We start from the raw sequence: 23,291 nt of genomic DNA, 5'->3' as shown, positions 1-23,291 counted from the left end.
CAAAATCATTTATAATTATACTTATACAAGAACAGTATGTATAATATTGCATTTTATAAAATAAAGTGGTGCTGCTTGTAATGCCGTGGCTGGGCTATCGATATATGTTGTGAAACTGTTGCCTGCATGGACCCCGCCGCGCCCTCTACCGATTTTGTTGCCGTCGTCAATGAGTACCAGCCGTTGCTACGGCGGGTGTGCCGCTTGTATTGTGCAAATGCCGATGATCGGCAGGACTTGTTTCAGGAAGTGGTGCTGCAACTCTGGCGGGCCTGGCCGAACTACGTGCCGCGAGTTGGCGCCAAGCTCAGTACCTGGCTCTACCGTATCGCGCTGAATGTGGCCATTAGCAACTTGCGGCAGCGTACCCGTCGGCCGCAGCCGGCTGGCTTAGAAGGAGAGGCGGTGCATTTAACACAAGCTACCGAGCCCGCTGGCTACGAGCCCGAGGAAATGGCGGCCCTGTATCGGGCCATCAATCGGCTGTCGGAAGTAGACAAGGCTTTCGTGTTGCTCTACCTGGAAGAACGCACCTACGAAGAAATGGCCGAAATTCTCGGTATCACTCAGAATAATGTGCGCGTGAAAATGCACCGCGTGCAAGACAAGCTTCGCCAATTGCTTACCCAACCTGCCTAATGGAACTTGATGACCTCCGCCGCCAGTGGCAGCAGTCCACGCCGACTGAAGCGCCATCTGTTTTTGATGCTACTGCTGTGGCCCGGCTGCTAGCCCGGGGCTCTAGGGCCCCAGTAGCCAAGATGCGCCGCAATGCTTGGGTTGAAATTGGGGTAGTGGTAGTATGCTTAGCTGGCTGCGTTGCCGCGGCCGCCATGGGGCAGGATCCCTATTATCTTGCCATGGTGGCTTGGCTCGGGCTTGTCTGCTTGCTCAGCGGTTTCTATTTCCGCCGCAAGCTCACGTTGCTGCGTAGCCTTGGCGACGCCAGCGGCGGGGCGGTGCGCGAGTACGCGGGGCAACAGCTACACCGGCTGCGCAGCTTGGTGCAGCTCTACTACTCGGCCACAATGTGGTCGGTGCCCATGTCGCTTGGTATTACTATGCTATTCCTGGGCGGACGCATCGCGCAGCAGTTCACGGGGCAAAAATTACTTTTTAGTCTGGGTGTGCTCGGCTTGGTCTGCGGTGTGGTGGGTGCCCTGACGTATTGGGGTATGAGCAGGTTTACCAGGTGGTACTTGCAGCGCCTCTACGGTCAGCACCTCGACCGGCTGGAAAGTCTCTTGCAGGAATTAGAGGACTGAAGAGGCCGCTTAACGCATTTCGAGTGTCGGAAGCATAGTAAAACCCCTACATTTAAAGTTCACATCTTATACTCCCTTCTCCAGCCGTGCAACCCATTCTACAAGCTATTGATGTGCACAAGGCCTACGCCGCGCACGTCGCCCTCGATGGCGTTAGCCTCGACATTCCGGAGCGCAGCATCTTCGGGCTACTCGGTCCCAACGGGGCCGGCAAAACTTCGCTGATTCGCATTATCACCCAGATTACGGGCGCTGATTCCGGCGAAATCCGCGTTCGGGGCGAAAAGCTCAATCCTCGGCACATCGGCCAAATCGGCTACTTGCCAGAAGAGCGGGGACTGTACAAGAAGATGCGAGTAGGAGAGCAGCTTCTGTACCTAGCGCAGCTCCGGGGCCTCTCCAAAGCCGACGCCACCCAGCGCATCAAAAGCTGGATTGATCGGCTGGATTTGCGGCCCTGGGTAAGCAAAAATGTGGAAGACCTTAGCAAAGGCATGCAGCAAAAGGTGCAGTTCATTGCCACCGTGCTTCACGAGCCCAGCATCGTTATTCTCGATGAGCCGTTTTCCGGCTTCGACCCTATCAATGCCAACCTCATTAAAGACGAAATTCTGGAGTTGCGTGAGCGGGGCGCCACCATCATCTTCAGTACCCACCGCATGGAATCGGTGGAGGAGTTGTGCGACAACATTGCCTTGATAAACCGCTCGCGCAAGGTGCTCGATGGCTCGGTCCGCGACATCAAAAACACCTTCAAAACCCAAACCTACGTGGTGGAAGGGCGCGGCCGCCTCATGGTAACGCACCCCGATTTCGAGGTGCTCGAGCACAAGGAGCGTGAGAACGGCCACTTCTACGACCGCATAAAGCTGCACGCCAATACCACCCCCAACGACCTGCTGCGCTACCTCATCAACAACGTGGAGGTACACGCTTTTCGAGAGCAGATTCCGAGCATCAACGACATTTTCATTCGGCGGGTGCAGGAAACCATGCCTGAGAGCTTAGTGGAAACGGTTCCGGTATAGAGCATTCCCTTCTTGTTCAAGTTGATTTCAACGATTACACGCTAGTACTCATGGATAAAATATGGTTGATTCTGCAGCGCGAATACCTGACGCGGGTGCGGAAAAAAAGCTTCCTGATCATGTCATTGCTGACGCCGCTGCTGCTGGCGGGTACTACGGTAGGCATCGCCAAGCTGTCGGGCTCTTCGGATACCGATGTGGTAGCCGTCCGCGACGAGAGCGGGCAACGCCTGTTGCAGCAACTCGCCGCCACCGACGACGTGCGGTTTGTACCCGCCACGGGTAACTCGCTATCGGAAGCCACAACGGCTTTCAAAAAAGCGAAGCCCAAGCAAAACGCGCTGCTTTATTTCCCGCCTAGCTTTTCGATGGACAACACCAGCGGCGTGCAACTATTAGCCGACGGCAACGTGAGCCTGAAGCGCCAAAGCACAATTAAGAAGGCAGTAAACAAAGCCGTGGGAGAATTGAAAATGAGCCGCTCCGGCCTCAATCAAACCACCATCGATAACCTAAAGGCCAATGTGGAAATGGATGCTGTGGATTTGACGCAGCAGGGAGGACGCAAAAACAATGTGGGAGCCACCACTGGGGCTGCTTACATCCTCTCTATTCTGGTGTATATGTTTATTTTCATCTACGGGGTGCAGGTGATGCGCGGCGTGAGCGAAGAGAAATCCAGCCGAATTATGGAGGTGATGCTGTCTTCGGTGAAGCCGTTTCAGCTGATGATGGGCAAGATTCTGGGCATTGCGGCGGTGATATTCACGCAGTTCGCTTTGTGGATAGTGTTATCGTGGGGCCTGACAACACTGGCGGCACCTTTGCTCAAAGACTCGATTCGCAAGTCGCCGCCCGCGGCCGCGGCAACCGGAATTCAGGAAGCAACTGCGGCTCGTAACGCCGGGGCTACCGCTACGCTCGATGCTGGGCCAACTGAAGCACCCACTGCCGCCGTAGCCAGCAGCCCCTGGAGCATCCTCGATGGTCTGCCGGTTGCTACTATCATTGGGGGTTTCCTGTTCTTCTTCTTGGGGGGCTACTTGCTTTACTCGTCGATGTTCGCGGCCATTGGCGCCGCAGTTGACGACCAGACGGATGCGCAGCAATTCATGTTTCCGGTTACTATTCCGCTGATTTTAAGTTATATCGTCAGCATCAACGTAATTATCAATGGGGACCCGAACGGCCCGCTAGCTTTCTGGCTGTCGATGATTCCGTTCACTTCGCCTATTGCCATGGTCATGCGCTTGCCTTTCGGGGTGCCGTTCTGGCAACTCTTGCTGTCGGCCGCCTTGCTGGTTGGAGGCTTCGTGTTTACCACTTGGGTGGCCAGCCGCATCTACCGCGTCGGGGTGCTGATGTACGGCAAGAAGGTAAACTACCGCGAATTGTCGCGCTGGATGTTTTATAAAGGATAAGGCAGGTTTCGTGTAATACGAAAACCGAAACAAACGCAAAGCCCCGGTACCATTGGTGCCGGGGCTTTCGTTGTGTATAGCCCGGCCTGTTTGATAACATTTCCGGCAGTCGGCGGGTATCTTCGTGTATGTGCGCACAACCCCGAGTTCAACAGTTTCTGCGGCCACTTGCCATCTGGCTGGTTGTTTTCCTTTCCAGCTTCGTTGCTGCCGATAAGCCCGCTTACCGCCTTTTCACTGCCGCTGGCAAAGCCGCTGACTACGACAAGATGCTGAGGGAGCTTGCGCAGGCCGATGTGGTGTTCTTCGGCGAGCAGCACAACGACCCGATGGGGCACTGGCTGGAGCTGCAACTCACCAAAGACTTGGCCCGCCTCAAACAAGGGCAGTTCGTGCTGGGCATGGAGATGCTAGAGCGCGACGTGCAGCCCCTGGTCGATCAGTATACTACCAACGAGCTAGACGACAAGGCGTTCGAGGAACAAAGCCGCCCCTGGCCCAATTACAGCACCGATTATAAGCCGCTGCTGCAACTAGCAAAGCAGCAGAAATTCAGAGTGGTCGGTACCAACGTGCCGCGCCGCTACGCCTCTCAAGTGGCCAAAGGCAGCCTGATAGCCCTCAATGAGCTGCCCGCCGAGGAAAAAGCCTGGATGGCACCGTTGCCCATCACCGTCGATTATGAGCTGCCCGGTTACAAAAACATGGCGAAGATGTTTGGGGGCGACGCGGCCCACGCCGCCGGGGTGCAGAACATCATTCAGGCGCAGGCCTTGAAAGACGCTACCATGGCCCACTTCCTCGCCCAGGCCCGCGCCGAAGGCCAGCTGCTGCTCCACCTCAACGGCAGCTACCACTCCGACAACCACGACGGCATTATCGCCTACTTGCGTCAAACCAATCCCAAGCTGAAGGTGCTCACCATTAGCACCGTTTCGCAGGAGCAGCTAAGCAAGTTGGACGAGGAGAACAAGCAGAAAGCGGATTTTGTGTTGGTGATACCTGCCGACATGACCAAAACGTATTAACCAGGTAGTACTAGCCTGCCACTTCTTTGGTGGAGAGTCCGGTAACTTACTGCGCTTCTACAACAAGCTTCAGCGACTTTCCCGAGAGCCGGCACTAGAACAGTCTGCCAACCTTAATGTCAGCACAAGCTCTATAGCCCATGCAACCCATACTTTCAACTCAGAACCACACCGCACTCTTTAACAACCAAGCCCTGCAACGCCTCTGCAAAGCGCTGGCCGTACTCGATGCTATCAACTCGCCCGAGGCCGAATACCGCTACCATTCCTACGATGCAAAATGGGATAAGGGAGAGGAGTTCTTTGAAATGAACGACGGAGAAGGCGACCAAATGGTGGTGCTGTTCCGAAAAGAAGGCTGCGTGATAAACGGGTATGCCGACGGCCTGGAACAGCCCGACAAAGCCCGGGTAACGCGCGGACTCCCCGAGGTATTCGATGAATTTATGTTTGGTGAGCCAGTAAATTCTATCGGTACCACGTTCTGTCTCTGGTACACCCCACGCTATGGCTGGCAAACCGGCCCTCTCGAAAACGAAGAAGATGGCTCCGAAGATTTGCTCTACATCTTCGACGGACAGCCGCAGACCTATGTGGAGTGGGCCAGCGAGTACTTCGATGAAGACGAAACCAAGCAAACCATGGACCTTGCTACGGTTTCCCAAATCTACCAAGGCGAAACGCTGACGAAAGCCATAGTGCTGGCCATCGTGGACAAAATAGACGACTGGCTACAACTAGAAACCGACCTGCAAGAAATCGACTACCCCTACGATTTCAGCTAGCCTGGGTAGCGGGCAACGGGTGCAACGCCGCCAGCCAACAGTTCTCGCGCCTATTCAGCCATGCACTTCCGCGAAGCACAACTCACCGACATTCCGGCCTTATTTGACGTTCGGTACTCCGTGACCGAAAACGTGCTCCGCAACCGAGCACTCGTCACCGTGGCGGATACCGAGGATTACCTTACCCGCCGGGGCAAAGGCTGGGTTTGTGAAGTAGACAACCGAATAGTCGGTTTTGGAATTACCGATTTGCTAGACCACAGCATCTGGGCCCTGTTCCTGCGCCCCGAATACGTTGGCCACGGTATTGGGAAGCGTCTGCACCGCCTGCTGCTGGACTGGTACTTTGCCCAGACGTTGGAAACGATATGGCTAAGCACGGGCCCCGGCACCCGCGCCGAGGAATTTTACAGGCGCCAAGGATGGCGAGAGTCCGGCCGGACGGCCAACGGTGAGGTGCGCTTTGAAATGACCAAAGAGGAGTGGCAGAACCAGTCTACTCGTTTCAGCTAACCGCTATTGTGCAACAGCTATGCGCGTCTTTCATTGGAACTTCCTGCTACTGCTGATTTTTCTCACGCACCAAGCGGTTGCGCAGCAGCCCGCTTTCACTGTAGTTCCGCTTGGAGTGAAAGGTGGCCTCAACGAAGGCAACCTCTCGGCGTATCTGGTAGCTCCGGCCGGCACCACTTCCTACGTTTGCCTCGACGCGGGCAGTCTGCACCAAGGCATAGCAAAAGCTATTGCCAACAAGGTGTTTTCAGTGGAAGCCGATACGGTCTTGCGCCGCTACATCAAAGGCTATCTAATCTCACACGCCCACCTCGACCATGTAGCCGGCCTACTGCTTAATGCGCCCGACGATGCTCCCAAGCCTATTTACGCGCTGCCAGCGTGCATAGCAGCACTGCAAACCAGCTATTTCAACTGGCAGGCTTGGCCGAACTTTGGCAACGAAGGCAGCCAGCCAGCACTGCAAAAATATCAGTATCAGCGCCTAGTGCCGCGGCAAGAAACCGCCATCGAACGTACTCCCATGAGCGTGCAATGCTTCCCGTTGAGCCATGGCTCTTCTTACCAAAGCGCTGCCTTCTTGCTCAGGAGTCAGGAAACGTATCTGCTGTATTTGGGTGATACGGGAGCCGACGAGTTAGAGAAATCCCACCACTTACTTGACCTGTGGCACGCCATTCAGCCGCTGGTGGTTGCCGGCAAGCTCAAAGCCATTTTCATCGAGGCCTCCTACCCAAACGAGCAACCCGAAAACCAGCTATTCGGTCACTTGACGCCTGCCCGCCTAATGCAGGAGCTAACCGTACTTAGCCAATTAACAGGTACCAAAGCCTTGCGCGGTTTGCCAGTTGTGGTCACGCACGTGAAACCTACAGCAGCCAATGAAGCCGCCATCAAAAGACAGCTAAAGGAAGGCAATAAGCTTGGAGTGAAGTTGCTATTCCCGGAGCAGGGGCAGCGGCTGAAGTTCTGAGTGTAACAACCGCCTGCTTACATGATTTTAGTATACTAAAATTTCGAGCCCCGAAAAGGTTGAGATCTTACTGTTGATAGTACCCAGAACCAGCTACTGCCCCGGCGAATACGTCTTTTCCGCGTGCTTCTTCACATCCTCGGGATAGAAGAGTATGTCTTTGAAGTTCTCTTCCGCATACAAAGCGGCTTGGTCGGTGAAGTGGGGGGAAGAGGGCTGGTTGTTGTTGCCGCCGGCCAGTACGGAGCGGGCTTTGAGGCGCGGGCCAAACTCCACCACTGCAATAAAGCTGTTGCCGACGTAGCCGTAGCGCTTTTTGGTTCCCGGATACGTGCGTGACCCGAAAGCGGCCAACGAGCCCCAAGCCGAAGACGTGAAAGCAACCGGCAAGCTGGGCTTTTGGTCGTCGTAGGTTTCCTGGATGTTGCCGGTGAGGCGCTGGAAGCGGTTGACTTCGCCCCAGGGCATCTTCCAAGTGCCAAAATCCTTGGTCAGCTCGTCGAGCGTTTCTTGCAGCGCCGCTACCTTTTCCTGCGGAGTGGTTTTGGCGATGGTAAAAGCCAAGAGACTGATGTAGTCGAGGCGCTGCTCGGGGGCTACGCGGGTACGGGCGAGGCGCTGGATTTTCTCGCCCCAGTAGATGGCTATTGTTTGCGCTACCGAAGCCTTGTTATAGCGCTTGTCCCAGGTACGCAGCAACTTCATAGCCTCCACCACTTCTCCTTCCGGCGGGTTTGTGCCATCGGCCACAAACTGAAAATCTTTCGATAAGGCCGGAATCAACTCCTCGAAAGCGGCCAGATACGGGTCTTTTGCCGCAGCAATCAGCGTATCGAGCGTGAAAACAGCTTTCCCACTCAGCACGCGCACCGCATTGATGCCGCGGTAGTTTTCGGCATCGGGGGCCATGTAGGTTGGGTATTTCTGCTTGGCTGGGCTACTCGGGCCGGACACCGTGAACGGCGTGGAGTTGCAATTCTGAATCCAGCCACTGGCCGGGTTCATTACTTGTACTAGCTCTTCTACTTTATGCAAGCCCTTCCACTCGGTTTTGGGGTTGCTGCCGTCTACGGGTTGGCTCCAATCAAACTGCGGGTCGCGCTTGGGCATGAAGTTGCCGTGCCAGTAGGCAATAGTACCCTTACTGTCGGCAAACACGGTGTTGTTGGAGGCGTTGCCGTTTAGCTTCATCACTTCTTTGAAGCTGGCGTAGTCACTGGCTTTGGTGCGCAGATACGACTGCTCCAGCGCCTCCAGCGGCGTATCCATCATGCGCACCGTTACCCACTTGTTGTCGGCTTGCTGGCCCACCACGGGGCCGTGGTGAGTACGGTAGGTAATGAATTCTTTGCGTGCCATCTTGCCGTCCTTCTTGTAGGGAATCGATACGGTAGCCACCTGCACGGGTCGTTCCTTAGCGCCGTAGCGGTAGTAGAATTTGCCGTCTTTCTTTACTATCGTCTCCAAATACTCGTCCATAGAGTCGGCGTTGCTGGAGGTGTGCATCCAGCCGCAGTTCGGGTTGAAGCCTTGGTACACGAAAAATTGCCCCCACGTCACGGCCCCATAGGCATTCAGGCCGGCTTCGCTGGTGACTTGCACCTCGGGCCGGAAATAGAACGAAGTGTGCGGATTGATGAGCAGCAGCGCGTGGCCGCTGGCGCTTTTGGCCGGCGCCACCGCGAAGCCATTCGAGCCCACTGGCTCTCGGTCCAGCTTCTCTAAATCATTGCGCAGCCATGAGGACGACTTTTTCTGGCTGTAAAACGCCTTCAGCCGGTCCACGGATACCACGCTGATGTTGCCGCCAATGCTGCCTTCGCTGAACATCAGGGGCATCCATGGCTGAAACCGGCGCAGCAGCTTGGGCTGCACCGTGGGGTGGGTGTGGAGGTAGTAGTTGGTGCCGTCGGCAAAGGCATTCAGCAACTGCTTCATCCAGGCGGGGCTCTTCTGATAAATGGCAATAGCCTGGGTGCTATCCATAAACAGGCGGGCGCGCAGGTCGTCGTAAATGGCGGCCTCGCCCTGCACTTCGGCCAGTCGGCCAATGGAGGTGATGTAGTTGTCTTCGACCCGGGCAAAATCATCTTCGCACTGTGCGTAAAGCAAGCCAAAGACGGCGTCGGCATCCGTCTTGCCGTAGATGTGCGGCACACCCCAGTTATCGCGCACAATAGTTACTTGCTTGGCTTGCTGCTGCCAGCGGGCTGTTTCAGCGGAAGTAAAGACTTGGCCCTGTGCCTCGAAGGCAAACAAAAAGATACCGAGAGCAATGAAGTAGCGCATCAGGCAAATGGGTAGAAAGAGAAGGAAAGCTTAGCTAGGTCACCCAAACAATGAAACGCTAACTTACCAGCAATATCCTTTATCCCCTCAACACCAAAGGCAGAATGGTCGAAGTAACCGTAGAAGGCAATAACGCCGTGTTTGAAGTCAAAGGGATGCACAAGCTATGGGCCTTCAAAAGCCAGATCCAGATTCCGATGGAGCATATCCGTAGTGCCCGCCAAGATGCAGAATCGCTAAAAGGTTGGTGGCATGGCTTTAAAGCGCCCGGCACGCATATCCCAGGTTTAATAACCGCAGGTACTTTCTATCAGCACGACAAACGTGTCTTTTGGGATGTGCATAAGCTCGAAAGGGCCGTCATTATCGAGCTAGAGCATAGTGAATACAACCAACTGATTGTGGAAGTGGAAGATCCTGCGGCCGTACTAGCGCTGCTAGCAGGAAAGTAAGCGCTTCTACACGGGGTAAAAGCAACGAGCCCTGACCGTTAAGCCAGGGCTCATTGCTTTTATAGATGATACCGACCTAAATCAGTTACCTGTGAAAGTCGTGTTTACGCCGAGAACGACGAGCCGCAGCCGCAAGTGCTTTTAGCTTGGGGATTGTTGAAGACGAAACCACGGGCGTTGAGACCATCCTGGAAGTCGACTTCCATGCCCATTACGTACATGGCGTGTTTTTTATCCATGATGAGCAGTACGCCATCAAGGTCGAAGATTTCGTCTTGCTCCTTGGCTTTGTCGAAGCCGAGCAGGTAGCTCATGCCCGAGCAGCCACCGCCCTGTACGCCTACGCGCAGGCCGTACTCAGTTGGCACATTCTTCTCGCGCAGAATAATACGAACCTCTTCCAAAGCGCGGGGCGTGAGGTTGATAGGAGCAAGCTTAGCAACGGCGGTAGCCATAGTATGTTCGTGTTTGGGGAAGTATGTCAGCAAAGATACGAAGTTGAGTAGTATTGCATGGACAAGCTTCCCGAAATACTACTACCCCCAATAGGGTCTTCAATAGCAACAACAACGTAGCCGCGCCCACGGTTCACGATGTATCTTTGCGCGGCCGAAAACTTGGTGGGACGTGTTGACGCATGGCTTTGACGCCGATTAACTCTTTCGAGATTTAACAATACGCCACGCCCCGACGTAATTTCCATCGGCCGGCATTCGCGCTACCTTCTGGTTTCTACCAACTCCTAATGAATACCACTGCTTACCTCTTCGACTTACTGAAAATTATTCTGCCAGCGCTCATTGTGGCCGGCTCCATTTTTTATCTGATCCAGCAATACTTAGAGAAAGAGCAACAGCGGCGCCTGATCGAACTACGGCTCGAAGCAACCAAAACCACGTTGCCCTTGCGTTTGCAGGCGCTGGAGCGGGTCACGCTGCTACTAGAGCGCATTACGCCCAACAACATCCTGATTCGCTTGGGCAGTGCCGGCCAAACCGCGCCCGACTATTATCGGCTTCTGCTCCAGGAAATCCGCGCTGAATACGAACACAACCTTTCGCAGCAGCTTTACATGAGCCCCGATACGTGGGCCGAGGTCAAGGGTGCCAAAGAGCACATCCTCACCGTCATCAACAAGTCGTACCAGATGCTACCGCAGCCGCAGCAGGCTCGCGGTACTGAACTAGCCAAACGGGTGCTTGAAAACCTGATAAACGAGGAGGTTGATCCGACGGAACGCGCTTTGCAAGCGGTGAAGCGCGAAGCGGCAGGCTTGTTTTAGCGCTTTAGCTGCTATGCTAACTGGGCTCTGTATTTAAACTCAACTTATGATCAAATCACGTATTGCCGTGGATATGGACGAGGTAATTGCCGATTCCATCGCCCGGTTTCAGGAATGGTATGGGACAGACTTCGAGCTCATCATAACGCGGGAGCAGCTGCACGGCAAAAAGATGCGTGATATCGTAGCCCCCGAGCACCGGCCGGCCCTCCGCGAATACCCCAACCGGCCCGGCTTCTTCAAGGACCTCCCTATCATTGCCGACAGCCAGCGCGTACTGCGCGAAATAGCCCAGCGTCACGAGTTGTTCATTGCTACGGCCGCCATGGAGTTTCCCAACTCTTTTGTCGATAAGTACAACTGGCTCAAGCAGCACTTCGACTTCATTCCCTGGCGCAACATCGTGTTCTGCGGCGACAAGAGCATCATCAATGCCGATTACCTCATCGACGATAATGCCTTCAACTTCGACGGCTTTCGCGGCGAAGGTCTTTTGTTCGATGCGCCGCACAACGCCCACGAAACTCGCTACCGGCGCGTACATAACTGGCAGGAAATAGCGGGGTTATTTCTATAGTTGGCAATCGAGGCTAAAAGTTCGCGCGCCACTTCTACTCTAACTGAGGGTAAAAGTGGCGCGCGAACTTTTAATTGAGCAGCTACTAATTTCCAGCAACTTCTTGCTTACACTACTGCCAACTGCGCATCGATAGCCCGTTGGTAGCAGGCTTCATAGTGAGGTACTATCTTATCGGTTGCAAAGGTCTCGGCGTGGGCGCGGGCGGCGGCTTTGAAACGAGGGAGATTTTCGTCCTCCAGTACGTACAACGCGTTTTTTACCATATCGGCGATGTCGCCCACGTTGCTAACCATACCGGTTATGCCGTGCTCGTTCAACTCGGGAATGCCGCCAGCATTGGTGCTGATGACAGGTACTTCGCAGGACATAGCTTCCAAAGCGGCTAGGCCGAAACTTTCTTTTTCGGAGGGCATCAAGAACAAGTCAGACACGCTGAGTACTTCCTCTACAGCTTCGAGCTTGCCCAAGAAACGCACATCATGGCTAGATAAGCCTAAGTCGCGGCAAAGCTTTTCGATGCGCGGCCGGTCCGGGCCGTCGCCCACGAGCAGCAATTTGGCAGGCACCTGCTTGCGCACCCCATCGAAGATGCGTACCACGTCTTCCACTCGTTTCACCGAGCGAAAGTTGGAGGTATGAATAAGCAGCTTCTCCCCATCGGGAGCAATAGCCGCTTTGAAGTGTGATTTGTCTTGCTTCTTGAACCGGTCGAGGTTGATGAAGTTCGGTATCACCACTATATCCTTCTCGATGGCGAAATAAGCATACGTCTCCTTGCGCAAGTCCGCTGAAACCGCCGTCACGACATCTGACTGATTGATGCTGAACGTGACGACGGGCTCGTAGCTGGCATCTTTGCCTACCAACGTAATATCGGTGCCGTGCAGGGTAGTGATGACGGGTACTCGAATGCCTTTGGTAATTAGAATCTGCTTGGCCATGTAGGCCGCCGAGGCGTGCGGAATGGCGTAGTGCACATGCAGTACATCCAGCTTTTCATTCTGCACGATGTCCACCATTTTGCTGGCCAATGCCAACTCGTAGGGCGGAAATTGGAACAGCGGATACGGCGGAATATATACCTCGTGGTAGAACAGGTTCTCGTTGAAGAAGTCGAGGCGTACCGGTTGGCTATAGGTGATAAAATGCACGCGGTGACCCTTCAGGGCCAGCGCCTTACCGAGTTCAGTTGCCACGACGCCGGAGCCGCCGAAGGTGGGGTAACAAACGATACCTATGTTCATGAGAGAGGGAAATTCGTCGGGTCAGCGTGAACTGTCCTTCCGACGCAGGAGGAATCTGAGGTATTTCGTTTAAGCGTCTTCTCTCGGATTCCTCCTGCGTCGGAAGGACAGTTCGCGCGGCAAGGACAACAAAAAACAAAAAAGGCGGCAAGCCATCCCCATTGGATGCCTCACCGCCTATTGCAGGTCAGGGTAAATGCAGCGTCAAACAACAAATCATGATTTGAGCAGCGACTTGTAAATAACGTCGTGAATGCGGGTGCGGATGTTGTACTGACGCAGCTTATTGTTGCCCGCGTCGGGGTACACCCGATTGGAAAGAAAGATGTAGAGGATTTTGTTTTCGGGGTCCATCCAAACGCAGGTGCCTGTGAAACCGGTGTGGCCAAATGTGCTGGCAGGCGAGAGGTTGGAAGTAGGACCCTCGGGCTTGCTTGGGTCGCCATGGTCCCAGCCCAAGCCGTGCCGGTTGCCGGCCACTGTGCTGCGCGCAAACTCCGTTACCACCGGCGACTGAAAATAGCCGTGGCCACCATAGCGGCCGTTTTGCAGGTTCATCTGCATCAGAATAGCCAGGTCGTTGGCATTTGCAAACAAGCCGGCGTGGCCGCCCACCCCGCCAATCATGGCGGCGGTTTGGTCGTGGACGGTGCCTTGCAGCTGCGTACGGCGGAAATACGTGTCGTTTTCGGTGGGAGCAATGCACGACTGCGGAAACTTGGCCAGCGGGTTGTAGGTCATGGTGCCCAAACCCAACGGCTTATAGAAGTTCCGGTCCAGGAAGTTCTCAATCGGCTGATTCAGCAGCTTCTCCGCTACGCGCTTCAGGATGATAAAGCTCAAGTCGCTATACTCAACTGGGTATTTGCCTTTCACTTTCGGCAACAAGCTGGAGCGTTGCACCCAGGTCCACACCGAATCTTCGGCAGTCTGGACGCTGAATAGGGAAGGCGTTACTTCGTTCGGGAAGCCCGTGGCGCTGGTGCTGGCGTAGAAAGTAGGCTTCGGGCCGGTTTTGGTGATGGTCTTCTCCCAGGTCGGAATCCCCGCTTTCAAGCCCGCTTGGTGCAGCAGCACGTCGCGCACCGTCATATCCTTCTTGTTGGTTTGCTTTAGCTCGGGCAGATAGGATGCTACTTTGCTATCCAAGTTCAGCGTGCCCTGGTCTTTGAGGTGCATAATGGCCTGCAAGGTGCCCGCCACCTTGGTCACGGAAGCCAGGTCGTAGAGGGTGCTCGCACTTACCGGCTGCGACTTGTCGTAGGTGCAGTAACCATAGCTCTTATCGAACACCACGGCGCCGTTCTTGGCTACAAGCACCTGGCAGCCGGGGGCCGCCGCGTACGCAACAGTCTCCAGCGCAATGTTGTCGATTTGGGCTAGCACTTTTGAATCAAGGCCTTCGCTTTCGGGAGTGGCGTAGCGGAGGCGGCGCAAATCGAGGGTAGGCACTCCGGTACCTGCTTTCAGTTCCGGCGTCACCGTGACGGGCAGGTGACCTTTGGCGGGCAAAGCCCCAAACAGCACCTGTGGCACCACGAGTTGCGCCGGATAAGTGTCTTCGTAGCCGCAAACAAGAGTACGCGCACTGTCAAGATACTTCAGCGCGTAGGCATTGCCCATGGCTACCACCACCGTTTTTAAGTTCGGGTTGGCTTGCAGCTCTTTGATAAATTTCAGCGCCCCATCCCCGATACCGTAGTTATGGGTAGGGGTGTTGTTCATGTTGTGCAGCGTCACGACCACCGTATTGTAGGGCGCTAGGCGCGGCAGTAGGCGAGCAAACGTCGTGTCCGGGGCGTAGCGGTTGGCTACCGGATACACCGGGCCGCTCTGGTACTTACCCATAATCTCGCCTATCGTGCTGCCCGTACCCGCGCCAATCGTAACGGTGGCAACCCGCAGGGTGTCGAGGCGCAGGAAGGGGAGGAGGTTGTCTTCGTTCTTGACAACAGTAGTGGCATGCTCGAATATCTCCTGTGCCACCGCGCGGCTTTGCGGCCGGCTCAGGTTGGCCATTAGAGTAGGCACATTGATGGGTTGGAAACGGTTGAGGCCGGCCCAAAACTTGGCCCGCAGAATCTTGCGCACCCGCTGGTCTACGTCTTCCTGCGAAATGCTGCCGGCGGCAATAGCTTCCTTGATTTTGGTTAAGGCCACCGGCACATCTTCCGAGAAAAGCAGCACATCGTTGCCAGCCAGCAAAGCCAGGGCATCCAACTGGCCCGGTTTGTAGAGGTTCGACACGCTCTTCATATTGAGAGCATCCGTGAAAACCAACCCCTTGTAGCCCATCTTCTCCTTCAACAAGCCCGTAACAAGGTTGTGGGATACGGTGGCACTCACGGAACGTACCGTATCGAAAAGCGGCATGTACAGGTGCCCTACCATCACGCCCATCACGCCCGACTGGATGGCCTGCTGAAACGGGTACAAATCCACGTTGGTTAGGTGGGCCAGGTCGGAGTTGATAACGGGCAGCGCCACGTGCGAATCCACATCGGTGTCGCCGTGGCCGGGGAAGTGCTTCACGACGGCCATGATGCCGTGGTCCTGGAGGCCGCGCAAGTATTGCACGCCGCGCTTGGCTACCTGCTCTTTGTCTTCGCCGAACGAGCGGTTACCGATAACTGGGTTGTCGGGGTTGGAGTTGATATCCATCACCGGCGAGAAGCTGATGTGCACGCCCAGCGTCTTCATCTTCAGGGCAATTTCGCGGCCCATCTGGTACACGTACTGGTCGTCGTCCATGGCGCCGAGCGTCATTTGCTTGGCGAAGTGCATGCTCGAATCCAGGCGCATATCAAGCCCCCATTCGGCATCCAGCGAAATCAAAAGCGGAACCTTAGCGGCGGCTTGGTAGCGGTTGGTCAGGACGGCTTGTCGGCGCGGACCACCCTGCAAAAACATCAACCCGCCAATGTTCTGGTTGCGGATCAGGTTTTCGATGGACTGAGCGTGGCGCTTGTCTTTGTTGGAATAAGCGGCCACCATAAACAGCTGGCCCAGCCGCTGGTCGGGGGTGAGCGAGGTGAACACGCTGTCCACCCAGTTTTGCTCGGCTACTGACCGGGGCCGGGCGACATCGTCGTAGGGCACTGCCGATGTAATGAGTAGACCCGTCGCGGCCAAGAGCAACAGGAAGAGTCTAATCCGAAAATCCTTGAGCATCGGCTCCCGTGGTAATTCTGGCGTGATATACTCTGGTTGAAAGCAAGCGGAATTCGCCCTACTTTTGCCTGAATCCGTGTAAGAAAAAGAAAGCGGCCCAGATCATCCGGCGGTCGACGAGACGGGTCCGCGGCATCCATTCCACTACTCTTTCCAAAGCCTTGATTCGGAAGTCCGAACAACGCTTCCCACACGAATGTTGATTGCAAATCTACGGATAAATTTTGGTGGCTGGATGTAGAAGCACCGCCGTAATGCAATTTTTCCACATACTAACGTGTTCATTTTCACCTTTCGTACATTTTTTCTTTCACTGGCATGGCCGACATAATTCAGCTGCTTCCCGAATATCTGGCCAACCAAATTGCGGCTGGTGAGGTGGTGCAGCGCCCGGCCTCGGCGGTAAAAGAACTGCTCGAAAACGCTGTCGACGCGGGCGCCACCCAAATTCAGCTTGTCATCAAAGACGCCGGCAAACAGCTGGTGCAAGTGGTTGATAACGGGGCCGGCATGAGTGCCACCGACGCCCGGATGAGCCTCGAGCGCCACGCCACCAGTAAGATCCGCACTACCGACGATCTGTTCCGCATCCGCACCCTCGGCTTCCGGGGCGAGGCGCTGGCCTCTATTGCGGCCGTGGCCCAGGTGGAGCTGCGCACCAAACCCCGCGACCAGGACACCGGCACGCTGCTGCTCGTGGAAGGCTCCCAAATCACCAGCCAGCAGCCCGTAGCCTGCCCCGACGGGACCAGTATCAGCGTGAAGAACTTGTTTTTCAACGTGCCGGCCCGTCGCAACTTCCTTAAGAGCAACGCCGTGGAAATGCGGCACATCCTCGACGAGTTTCAGCACATTGCGTTAGCCAATCCGCAAATAGCGTTTTCGCTGTTTCAGAATGACCTTGAGGTATTCAACCTGCCGTCGGGTAAGCTGAGCCAGCGCATTGTGAGCTTGCTCGGCAACGGCTACAAAGAGCAGCTAGCGGCTTGCGAGGAAGTTACACCGTTCATCACGGTTCGGGGCTTTATCGGTAAGCCGGAATCGGCCAAGAAAAGTCGCGGCGACCAGTTCTTCTTCGTCAACAACCGCTTTATACGCTCGGCCTACCTCAACCACGCCGTGCTGACGGCCTACGAAGGGTTGCTGCCCAAAGACACGTATCCGTTCTACGTGCTGTTTCTGGACCTCGACCCGAAGTCCATTGACATCAACGTGCACCCCACCAAAACGGAAATCAAGTTCGAGGACGAGAAAACGGTGTACGCCATTGTGCGCGCTGCGGTGAAGCAGTCCTTGGGGTTGCACAACATGGCCCCGTCCCTGGACTTCGAGGGAGATGTGAACTTTGCGCCCATTCAGCCTCTGAGCTTAGGAGGCAACCAGAAAAGCACCTTCGACCTGAGCAGCTTCCGACCCGATGCCCTGGCGTCGGCAGCTTCGCAGGCAGCACAATCAACTCCGCGGGAACCCCGAACTGGTAGCAACTCCAGTAGCGGCGCCACTCGCTCGGATGCGCACGAGCGGCAGATGCCACCCAAGCCTACCGAGCAAGCCAAGCGCGAACTAGAGGAATTCTACAAGTCGCTAAGCCAGCTCAACGTGCCCGATGTAGAGCGTGAGGCGACGGCCATCGGCGTACCCGTCCCGTCGGCGTCGGCTTTGACGGCCGCGCAAACCGCCGCAGAAACTCCCGAGCCAGTTGCCGCCAAACCGCCCGTGGTCCTCGCGCCAGTGCTGCCGGCAGCGCCTACTGCGCCACCGCAGCTGCCCTTGCGTGAAAGCAGCGGTAACACGGGGGGGAAGGTGTTGCAATTGCAACAGCAATATCTATTGGTGCCCGTTAAGTCGGGGTTGATGCTGATTGATCAGGCAGCGGCGCGGGAGCGAATTCTTTTCGAGCAGTATGCGCAGGAATTGGAGCGCGAAACAGGCACGTCCCAAACGTTGTTGTTCCCCCGGACGGTTACCTTTTCGCCGCAAGATTTTGCTGTGCTGCGGGAAGTAGAGGAAGCATTGCGGGCCCTTGGATTCCGGTTTTCCGATTTCGGTAAGAACACGATTGCCGTGGAAGGCATTCCAGCCGACGTGCCCGCCCGCGACGAGAAAGAGCTGCTGGAAAGCCTCATCGAACAATTTCGCAATAGCGCAGGTCCGGTTAAACTGGAGCGCCGCGAGCAGATGGCTCGCGCGCTAGCCCGCCGCGTAGCCACCACCGCCGCTACCGCCCGCCTCTCCGACACCGAAATGACGGCCCTGGTGGATCGGCTCTTTGCCTGCCAGGTGCCCGGCTACACGCCCGATGGCCGCCGTACCCTGGTCATGCTGGAGATGAGCCAGTTGCACAGCTTCTTTACTCGTTGATAAGTGCTCGTTAGCATGATTTTATTGGTTCCAACGTTTCAGGCGGGCGGTGTTCATAACTGTAGCTAGCGCCTACGGCCCGACGAATTCAAGACAATCAGCGTAAGGGAAATAATCAGCGAAATCAATTCAATCAGCGCAACTCAGCGATTCATGTTCCGACTCACCCCTACTGTCCGCGTCCTGCTCATTATCAATGTATTGGTATTTTTCTTGCAAAGTCAGCTTGGCGCGCAGCTCACCGTGCTAGGGGCGTTGTATCCGTTCGGTTCTGTGTATTTTCAGCCTTGGCAGTTCGTGACCTATATGTTCATGCACGGTGGTATTGGGCACTTGCTGTCTAATATGCTCGGTTTGGTGTTCATTGGGGCTTCTTTGGAAGACGTGTGGGGGCCTAAGCGGTTCCTGACGTATTGGCTGATTTGTGGCATCGGGGCGGGTGTGCTTTACGAAGGAGTGCGCAACTACGAGTTGCACCAGATGAATGTGGACCGCATAGCGTTTCATCAGGAGCCCTCGGGTATTGCCTTTGCCGATTTTTTTCGCGATAATCTCCCTAGTGCCGGCGAGTCCTACCAACAAGTTGCCGCTCAGCTCCAACGCACGCCCAACGACCAAAAGCTGGTATCGATGGCTACTGAGGCGGTTGACGCCATTTATGACCAGGCGTTGAACAGCCCAGTTGCCGGGATGCTGGGCGCTTCGGGCGCTCTGTTTGGGGTGCTATTCGCTTTCGGTTACCTGTTTCCGCAGCAAACGCTTTTCATCTTTCCGCTTCCTTTTCCTATCAAAGCCTGGTTGTTCGTATTGCTCTATACTGCTTACGAACTGTACCAAGGCATTCATCCGGTGCCGGGCGACAATGTGGCGCACTTCGCACATTTGGGTGGAATGTTGATTGGCTTTATCGTGTTGAAAATCTGGCAACGGAATGGTACCCATTACGGTTGAGTAAGGTGCCACTAGCCCGGTTAGTAACCACCCGAGACTAGGTGTTATGCGGGATTCGCGCCAGCAAACTTTCCGGAATCTGCGTTCTTTGTTTTAAGCTTCTCTTCCCATGAGTTTTATCAACGATATCCGTACTGCCTTCAGCCGGCGCGACAACGCGCTTAATCAACTGCTGTTGATTAACGCGCTGGTGTTCGTCGTGTTGATTCTGTTCGGCGCTGTTATGTTCGTGAGCACGGGCTCTAGCAGCCAAGGCATAATCCTGGAATGGATTGCCGTGCCTTCGGAGCCGATGCGGCTGCTCACCCGCCCCTGGACGCTGCTTACCTACAGCTTCACCCACATCGGGTTTTTTCATATCCTATTCAACTTGCTGAACCTGTATTGGTTTGGCTCACTGGTGCGCGAATACCTCGGCGACCGGAAGCTGGTTAGTCTCTATGTGCTGGGTGCGTTAGCGGGCGTGGTACTGTATCTGCTGGCTTTCAACTTGCTGCCCGTTTTCCAGGGCCGGCCTTCTATTTTGTACGGCGCTTCGGCTAGCGTGGTGGCCATAATCGTGGGTGCTGCCACGCTGCTGCCCGACTATACCTTCAGCGTCATCTTTATCGGGCCAGTCAAGATCAAATACATTGCGGCCGTGGTAGTACTCGTATCACTGGCTAGCCTCGACAAGGGCAACGCGGGCGGCGAAATTGCACACCTTGGGGGGGCTTTGCTGGGCTTCTTGTATATCAAGCAGTTACAACGGGGCCGCGACTTAGGCACGCCAGTGCAAGCCGTTGGCGACTGGGTGGGTGCCTTGCTGTCGGGGCGGCCGCGCTTGCGGGTTACCCACCGCAGCGGTGGCACTACAGCTACCGCCAAGAAAGGCGCCATGCCCAAGCCCGAGCAAAACGATATCGACACCATCTTAGATAAGATTTCGCGCTCTGGCTACGAAAGTCTTTCCAAAGACGAAAAGCAAAAGCTCTTTCGAGCAAGTCAGAAGTAAGTGTTTGTTGATCGGCCAAGCGTTTCGCTTGGCCGTTTTTTGTGGTTCCGAGTTTCCGGTGTGCTGCCTCGCGACCTGCTGGTAGCATCTGTTAAGTCGTGAATCCTTAGTAGGTTTCGCCTTAGGTTCGTCTGTTTTAAGGTTTCTTATGAAAGTTGTCGGGTTCACCTTCGTGCGCAATGCCGTCACCTACGATTATCCGGTGCTAGAAAGCATCAATTCACTGCTGCTGCTCTGCGACGAAGTGGTAGTGGCCGTGGGTTATTCCAACGACGATACGCTCGGCTTGATTAGGAGTCTGAACTCGCCTAAAATCCACATTCTGGAAACTATTTGGGACGATACCCTGCGGGAAGGCGGCAAAGTGCTGGCCGTGGAAACCGATAAAGCACTGGCCGCCGTGCCCGCAGAGGCCGATTGGGCTATTTACTTGCAAGCCGATGAGGTGCTCCACGAGGCCGACTATCCGGCCATTCGGGCCGGCATGGCGCGCTGGCAAGCCGACAAGCAAGTGGACGGCTTGCTGCTAAACTACCGGCATTTCTACGCCAGCTACGACTATATTGGCGACTCGCCCCGCTGGTACCGCCGCGAAATCCGCATTGTGCGGCCCGGGGTCGGCATCTATTCGTACCGCGATGCGCAGGGCTTCCGCAAAGTTGGCAACTTGAAGCTGCGCGTAAAGCTGCTCGATGCCACCGTGCACCACTACGGCTACGTGAAAACGCCTGCCGCCATGCAGCGCAAGCAGGAAACCTTTGGTAAACTCTGGCACTCCGATGAGTGGATGGCCGAACACGTAGTGCCCGCTGCGGAATTCGACTACAGCGAAATCGATTCGCTTCAGCACTTCCGGGGCACCCATCCGGCGGTGATGCAAGAGCGGGTGCGGCAGCAAAATTGGCGCTACGACCACGACATGACCCGGAACCGCTACCGCCTGAAAGACAAGTTCAAGCAAGTGGTATTTCGCCTCACCGGCTACCGCATTGGCGAGTACCGAAACTATCAATTGCTATAAAGCAGCGCGAGCAGGTAGAGCCTCTACAAGTCGGCTAGTAACAACGGAGCCGCAACTAGTTTGCAAAGGCTTGTAGACAAGGCGGAGTCAAGAAGTAGTTGAATGCGCAAATAAAAACGAGTCCGTATGTTTAAAGGGGCAAAGCACTCTTATGCTTGCAGTTAAACAGCAGACTTGTTGAAGTGGCAAATGAAGGCACAACTACTTTCGGAGCAGCAAACAACGGCATCAAGCACCAAACCGCATTATGCGATTCTGGACGGGCTACGCGGGGTAGCCGCTTTAGTGGTGGTGGTTTTTCATTTGTGCGAGGCACACGCCACTAGTCACCTCGACCAGGTTATCAACCACGGCTATCTAGCCGTTGATTTTTTCTTTCTGCTCTCCGGCTTTGTTATCGGCTATGCCTATGATGACCGGTGGAGCCGGATGACGCTAAAGGAATTCTTTACCGTCCGTCTTATCCGGCTGCAACCCCTGGTGGTACTAGGCATGGTTATCGGGGCCTTGTGTTTCTATTCCCAGGATTCCACCCTGTGGCCCGCTATCAGTGAAGTGCCGGTCTGGAAAACGCTGCTGGTGATGCTCATCGGGTTTACCTTACTGCCGGTGCCGGTCTCGATGGACATCCGGGGCTGGCAGGAAATGCATCCGCTCGACGGACCGGCTTGGTCGTTGTTTTTCGAGTACATCGCCAATCTGCTGTATGCGCTTGGCGTCCGGAGGCTTTCCAAAACTGCGCTGTCGGTGCTGGTAATTCTGGCCGGTGCTGCCCTGATTCACTTAGCTGTCACCAGTCCGACCGGGGATGTAATTGGAGGTTGGTCGCTGGACCCTATCCAACTCCGGATTGGTTTTACGCGGATGATGTATCCGTTTTTTGCCGGGCTGTTACTTTGCCGTGTGGCCACCCTGGCCTCGGTAAAACACGCCTTCTTGTGGTGCAGCCTGCTGCTGGTTTTGGTTCTCGCCTTCCCCCGAGTGGGCGGGGCCGAGCACCTATGGTTGAATGGGCTTTATGACTCGCTCAGCATTATATTGATTTTCCCCCTGATTGTATGGCTAGGAGCTAGCAGGCAACTAGCCGGTACGGGTGCCGCCCGGCTATGCAAGTTCCTGGGTGATATTTCGTATCCCGTTTATATCACGCACTATCCCCTCATTTATACCTATACGGGTTGGGTGAGTACGCATAAACCTACTTGGCAGCAGGCATTGCCAGTGGCGTTGCTCACGTTTGCCGCCATTGTTTTGCTTGCTTACGCCTGCCTGAAGTTGTATGATGAACCCGTGAGGCGGTGGTTGAAGAGGAAGCTACTCGTGAAAAATTAACAGAAGCCGGCACTTGCAGGCTACGGTGTGAGTAACAGCTTCGAAGTCAGCGGCAGGTATATAAGAGCGACGTTGTTTACTGTATTGCAAAGCACCCATCAAGCAAAACCGGCCGTTCCGCATTAGCGGAACGGCCGGTTTTGTTTGGTAGGCTGAAGTTGGAACTAGGCCGAAGCCTTGCTCATGTTGTCCAGGGCGTCCATCACCTCTTTCACGTGGCCGCGCGAAGTTTCCAGCATGGCCTTTTCCTCGTCGTTGAGTTGCAGCTCGATTACCTTCTCGATGCCATTTTTGCCGAGGATAACTGGCGCACCCAAATACACGCCATTGATGCCGTATTCGCCCTGCAACTCAATGCACACGGGGAACACGCGGCGTTGGTCGCGTACAATGGCTTCCACCATCTGCGCCGCGGCTGCGCCGGGGGCATACCACGCCGAAGTACCCATCAGCTTTACTAGCTCACCGCCACCCACGGCCGTGCGCTGCACAATGGCGTCCAGTTCCGCCTTGCCGATCAGCTCGGTAACGGGGATGCCGCCTACCGTGGTGTAGCGGGGCAGGGGCACCATCGTGTCGCCGTGGCCGCCCATGAGCACGG

General features: G+C 55.4%; 20 protein-coding genes and 1 pseudogene. 16 read left to right on the top strand and 5 right to left on the bottom strand.

Annotated elements, in window-relative coordinates; all coding sequences use genetic code 11:
- Positions 1–126: 126 nt before the first annotated feature.
- The 8 genes from ACFE7X_RS17970 to ACFE7X_RS17935 all read left to right on the top strand — a co-directional run bounded on the left by ACFE7X_RS17970 (position 127) and on the right by ACFE7X_RS17935 (position 7,013).
- Positions 127–639, top strand: a complete 513-nt coding sequence (locus ACFE7X_RS17970) for an RNA polymerase sigma factor (RefSeq protein WP_375437069.1) — start codon at positions 127–129, stop codon at positions 637–639.
- Positions 639–1,265, top strand: a complete 627-nt coding sequence (locus tag ACFE7X_RS17965; protein ID WP_375437068.1) for a hypothetical protein — start codon at positions 639–641, stop codon at positions 1,263–1,265. Before ACFE7X_RS17970 ends, ACFE7X_RS17965 begins: the two co-directional genes overlap by 1 nt.
- An 86-nt stretch (positions 1,266–1,351) precedes the next feature.
- Positions 1,352–2,293: an ABC transporter ATP-binding protein gene (locus ACFE7X_RS17960; RefSeq protein ID WP_375437067.1), complete on the top strand. Its 942-nt coding sequence runs from the start codon at positions 1,352–1,354 to the stop codon at positions 2,291–2,293.
- Between the two features lie 50 nt (positions 2,294–2,343).
- Positions 2,344–3,714, top strand: coding sequence for an ABC transporter permease (locus ACFE7X_RS17955; RefSeq protein WP_375437066.1), 1,371 nt, complete (start codon positions 2,344–2,346; stop codon positions 3,712–3,714).
- 128 nt (positions 3,715–3,842) lie between these two features.
- On the top strand, positions 3,843–4,742 hold the full coding sequence (locus ACFE7X_RS17950; RefSeq protein ID WP_375437065.1) for a ChaN family lipoprotein: 900 nt from the start codon (positions 3,843–3,845) through the stop codon (positions 4,740–4,742).
- A gap of 140 nt (positions 4,743–4,882) precedes the next feature.
- Positions 4,883–5,527, top strand: coding sequence for a hypothetical protein (locus ACFE7X_RS17945; protein ID WP_375437064.1), 645 nt, complete (start codon positions 4,883–4,885; stop codon positions 5,525–5,527).
- A gap of 60 nt (positions 5,528–5,587) precedes the next feature.
- The gene (locus tag ACFE7X_RS17940) at positions 5,588–6,040 is read left to right on the top strand and encodes a GNAT family N-acetyltransferase (protein ID WP_375437063.1); all 453 of its coding nucleotides are present in this window, start codon (positions 5,588–5,590) and stop codon (positions 6,038–6,040) included.
- Between the two features lie 19 nt (positions 6,041–6,059).
- Positions 6,060–7,013 carry an MBL fold metallo-hydrolase gene (locus ACFE7X_RS17935; RefSeq protein ID WP_375437062.1) on the top strand — a complete coding sequence of 318 codons (954 nt, stop codon included), beginning with the start codon at positions 6,060–6,062 and terminating at the stop codon, positions 7,011–7,013.
- 93 nt (positions 7,014–7,106) lie between these two features.
- Here ACFE7X_RS17935 and ACFE7X_RS17930 read toward each other — a convergent pair whose 3' ends face one another.
- On the bottom strand, positions 7,107–9,302 hold the full coding sequence (locus tag ACFE7X_RS17930) for a penicillin acylase family protein (protein WP_375437061.1): 2,196 nt from the start codon (positions 9,300–9,302) through the stop codon (positions 7,107–7,109).
- Positions 9,303–9,406: 104 nt separating this feature from the next.
- Between ACFE7X_RS17930 and ACFE7X_RS17925 the strand changes: the two genes are divergently transcribed.
- Positions 9,407–9,754 carry a hypothetical protein gene (locus ACFE7X_RS17925; RefSeq protein ID WP_375437060.1) on the top strand — a complete coding sequence of 116 codons (348 nt, stop codon included), beginning with the start codon at positions 9,407–9,409 and terminating at the stop codon, positions 9,752–9,754.
- A gap of 104 nt (positions 9,755–9,858) precedes the next feature.
- Here ACFE7X_RS17925 and ACFE7X_RS17920 read toward each other — a convergent pair whose 3' ends face one another.
- Positions 9,859–10,209 (bottom strand): HesB/IscA family protein, encoded by a 351-nt coding sequence (locus tag ACFE7X_RS17920; protein ID WP_375437059.1) that lies wholly within the window; start codon positions 10,207–10,209, stop codon positions 9,859–9,861.
- 290 nt (positions 10,210–10,499) lie between these two features.
- Between ACFE7X_RS17920 and ACFE7X_RS17915 the strand changes: the two genes are divergently transcribed.
- Both ACFE7X_RS17915 and ACFE7X_RS17910 read left to right on the top strand, forming a co-directional pair.
- Positions 10,500–11,036, top strand: a complete 537-nt coding sequence (locus ACFE7X_RS17915; protein ID WP_375437058.1) for a hypothetical protein — start codon at positions 10,500–10,502, stop codon at positions 11,034–11,036.
- Between the two features lie 46 nt (positions 11,037–11,082).
- Positions 11,083–11,613, top strand: coding sequence for a 5'(3')-deoxyribonucleotidase (locus ACFE7X_RS17910; protein ID WP_375437057.1), 531 nt, complete (start codon positions 11,083–11,085; stop codon positions 11,611–11,613).
- A 107-nt stretch (positions 11,614–11,720) separates the two neighbouring features.
- Here ACFE7X_RS17910 and bshA read toward each other — a convergent pair whose 3' ends face one another.
- Both bshA and ACFE7X_RS17900 read right to left on the bottom strand, forming a co-directional pair.
- Entirely contained in the window at positions 11,721–12,860 is a 1,140-nt protein-coding gene (gene bshA, locus ACFE7X_RS17905) for an N-acetyl-alpha-D-glucosaminyl L-malate synthase BshA (protein WP_375437056.1), read from the bottom strand.
- A gap of 216 nt (positions 12,861–13,076) precedes the next feature.
- On the bottom strand, positions 13,077–16,031 hold the full coding sequence (locus tag ACFE7X_RS17900) for a glycoside hydrolase family 3 N-terminal domain-containing protein (protein ID WP_375437055.1): 2,955 nt from the start codon (positions 16,029–16,031) through the stop codon (positions 13,077–13,079).
- 318 nt (positions 16,032–16,349) lie between these two features.
- Here ACFE7X_RS17900 and mutL point away from each other — a divergent pair, with 318 nt between their 5' ends.
- From mutL to ACFE7X_RS17875, 5 genes are all read left to right on the top strand, one after another.
- A complete protein-coding gene (mutL, locus tag ACFE7X_RS17895; RefSeq protein WP_375437054.1) occupies positions 16,350–18,392 on the top strand; it encodes a DNA mismatch repair endonuclease MutL in 2,043 nt (680 codons plus the stop codon).
- Between the two features lie 153 nt (positions 18,393–18,545).
- Entirely contained in the window at positions 18,546–19,343 is a 798-nt protein-coding gene (locus ACFE7X_RS17890) for a rhomboid family intramembrane serine protease (RefSeq protein ID WP_375437053.1), read from the top strand.
- A 109-nt stretch (positions 19,344–19,452) separates the two neighbouring features.
- A complete protein-coding gene (locus ACFE7X_RS17885; protein ID WP_375437052.1) occupies positions 19,453–20,337 on the top strand; it encodes a rhomboid family intramembrane serine protease in 885 nt (294 codons plus the stop codon).
- A 148-nt stretch (positions 20,338–20,485) separates the two neighbouring features.
- Positions 20,486–21,358, top strand: a complete 873-nt coding sequence (locus ACFE7X_RS17880; protein ID WP_375437051.1) for a glycosyltransferase family 2 protein — start codon at positions 20,486–20,488, stop codon at positions 21,356–21,358.
- Between the two features lie 189 nt (positions 21,359–21,547).
- The gene (locus ACFE7X_RS17875; protein ID WP_375437050.1) at positions 21,548–22,690 is read left to right on the top strand and encodes an acyltransferase family protein; all 1,143 of its coding nucleotides are present in this window, start codon (positions 21,548–21,550) and stop codon (positions 22,688–22,690) included.
- A 164-nt stretch (positions 22,691–22,854) separates the two neighbouring features.
- Here the strand turns inward: ACFE7X_RS17875 and ACFE7X_RS17870 are convergent.
- Positions 22,855–23,291 (bottom strand): annotated as a pseudogene (locus ACFE7X_RS17870) (malate dehydrogenase); the annotation flags it as partial.

Origin of the sequence: uncultured Hymenobacter sp. (genome assembly GCF_964242765.1) — a bacterium.
GTDB lineage: Bacteria > Bacteroidota > Bacteroidia > Cytophagales > Hymenobacteraceae > Hymenobacter.
The sequence above is the reverse complement of the archived record's forward strand: the minus strand, read 5'-3'. Positions and strand labels throughout refer to the sequence as shown.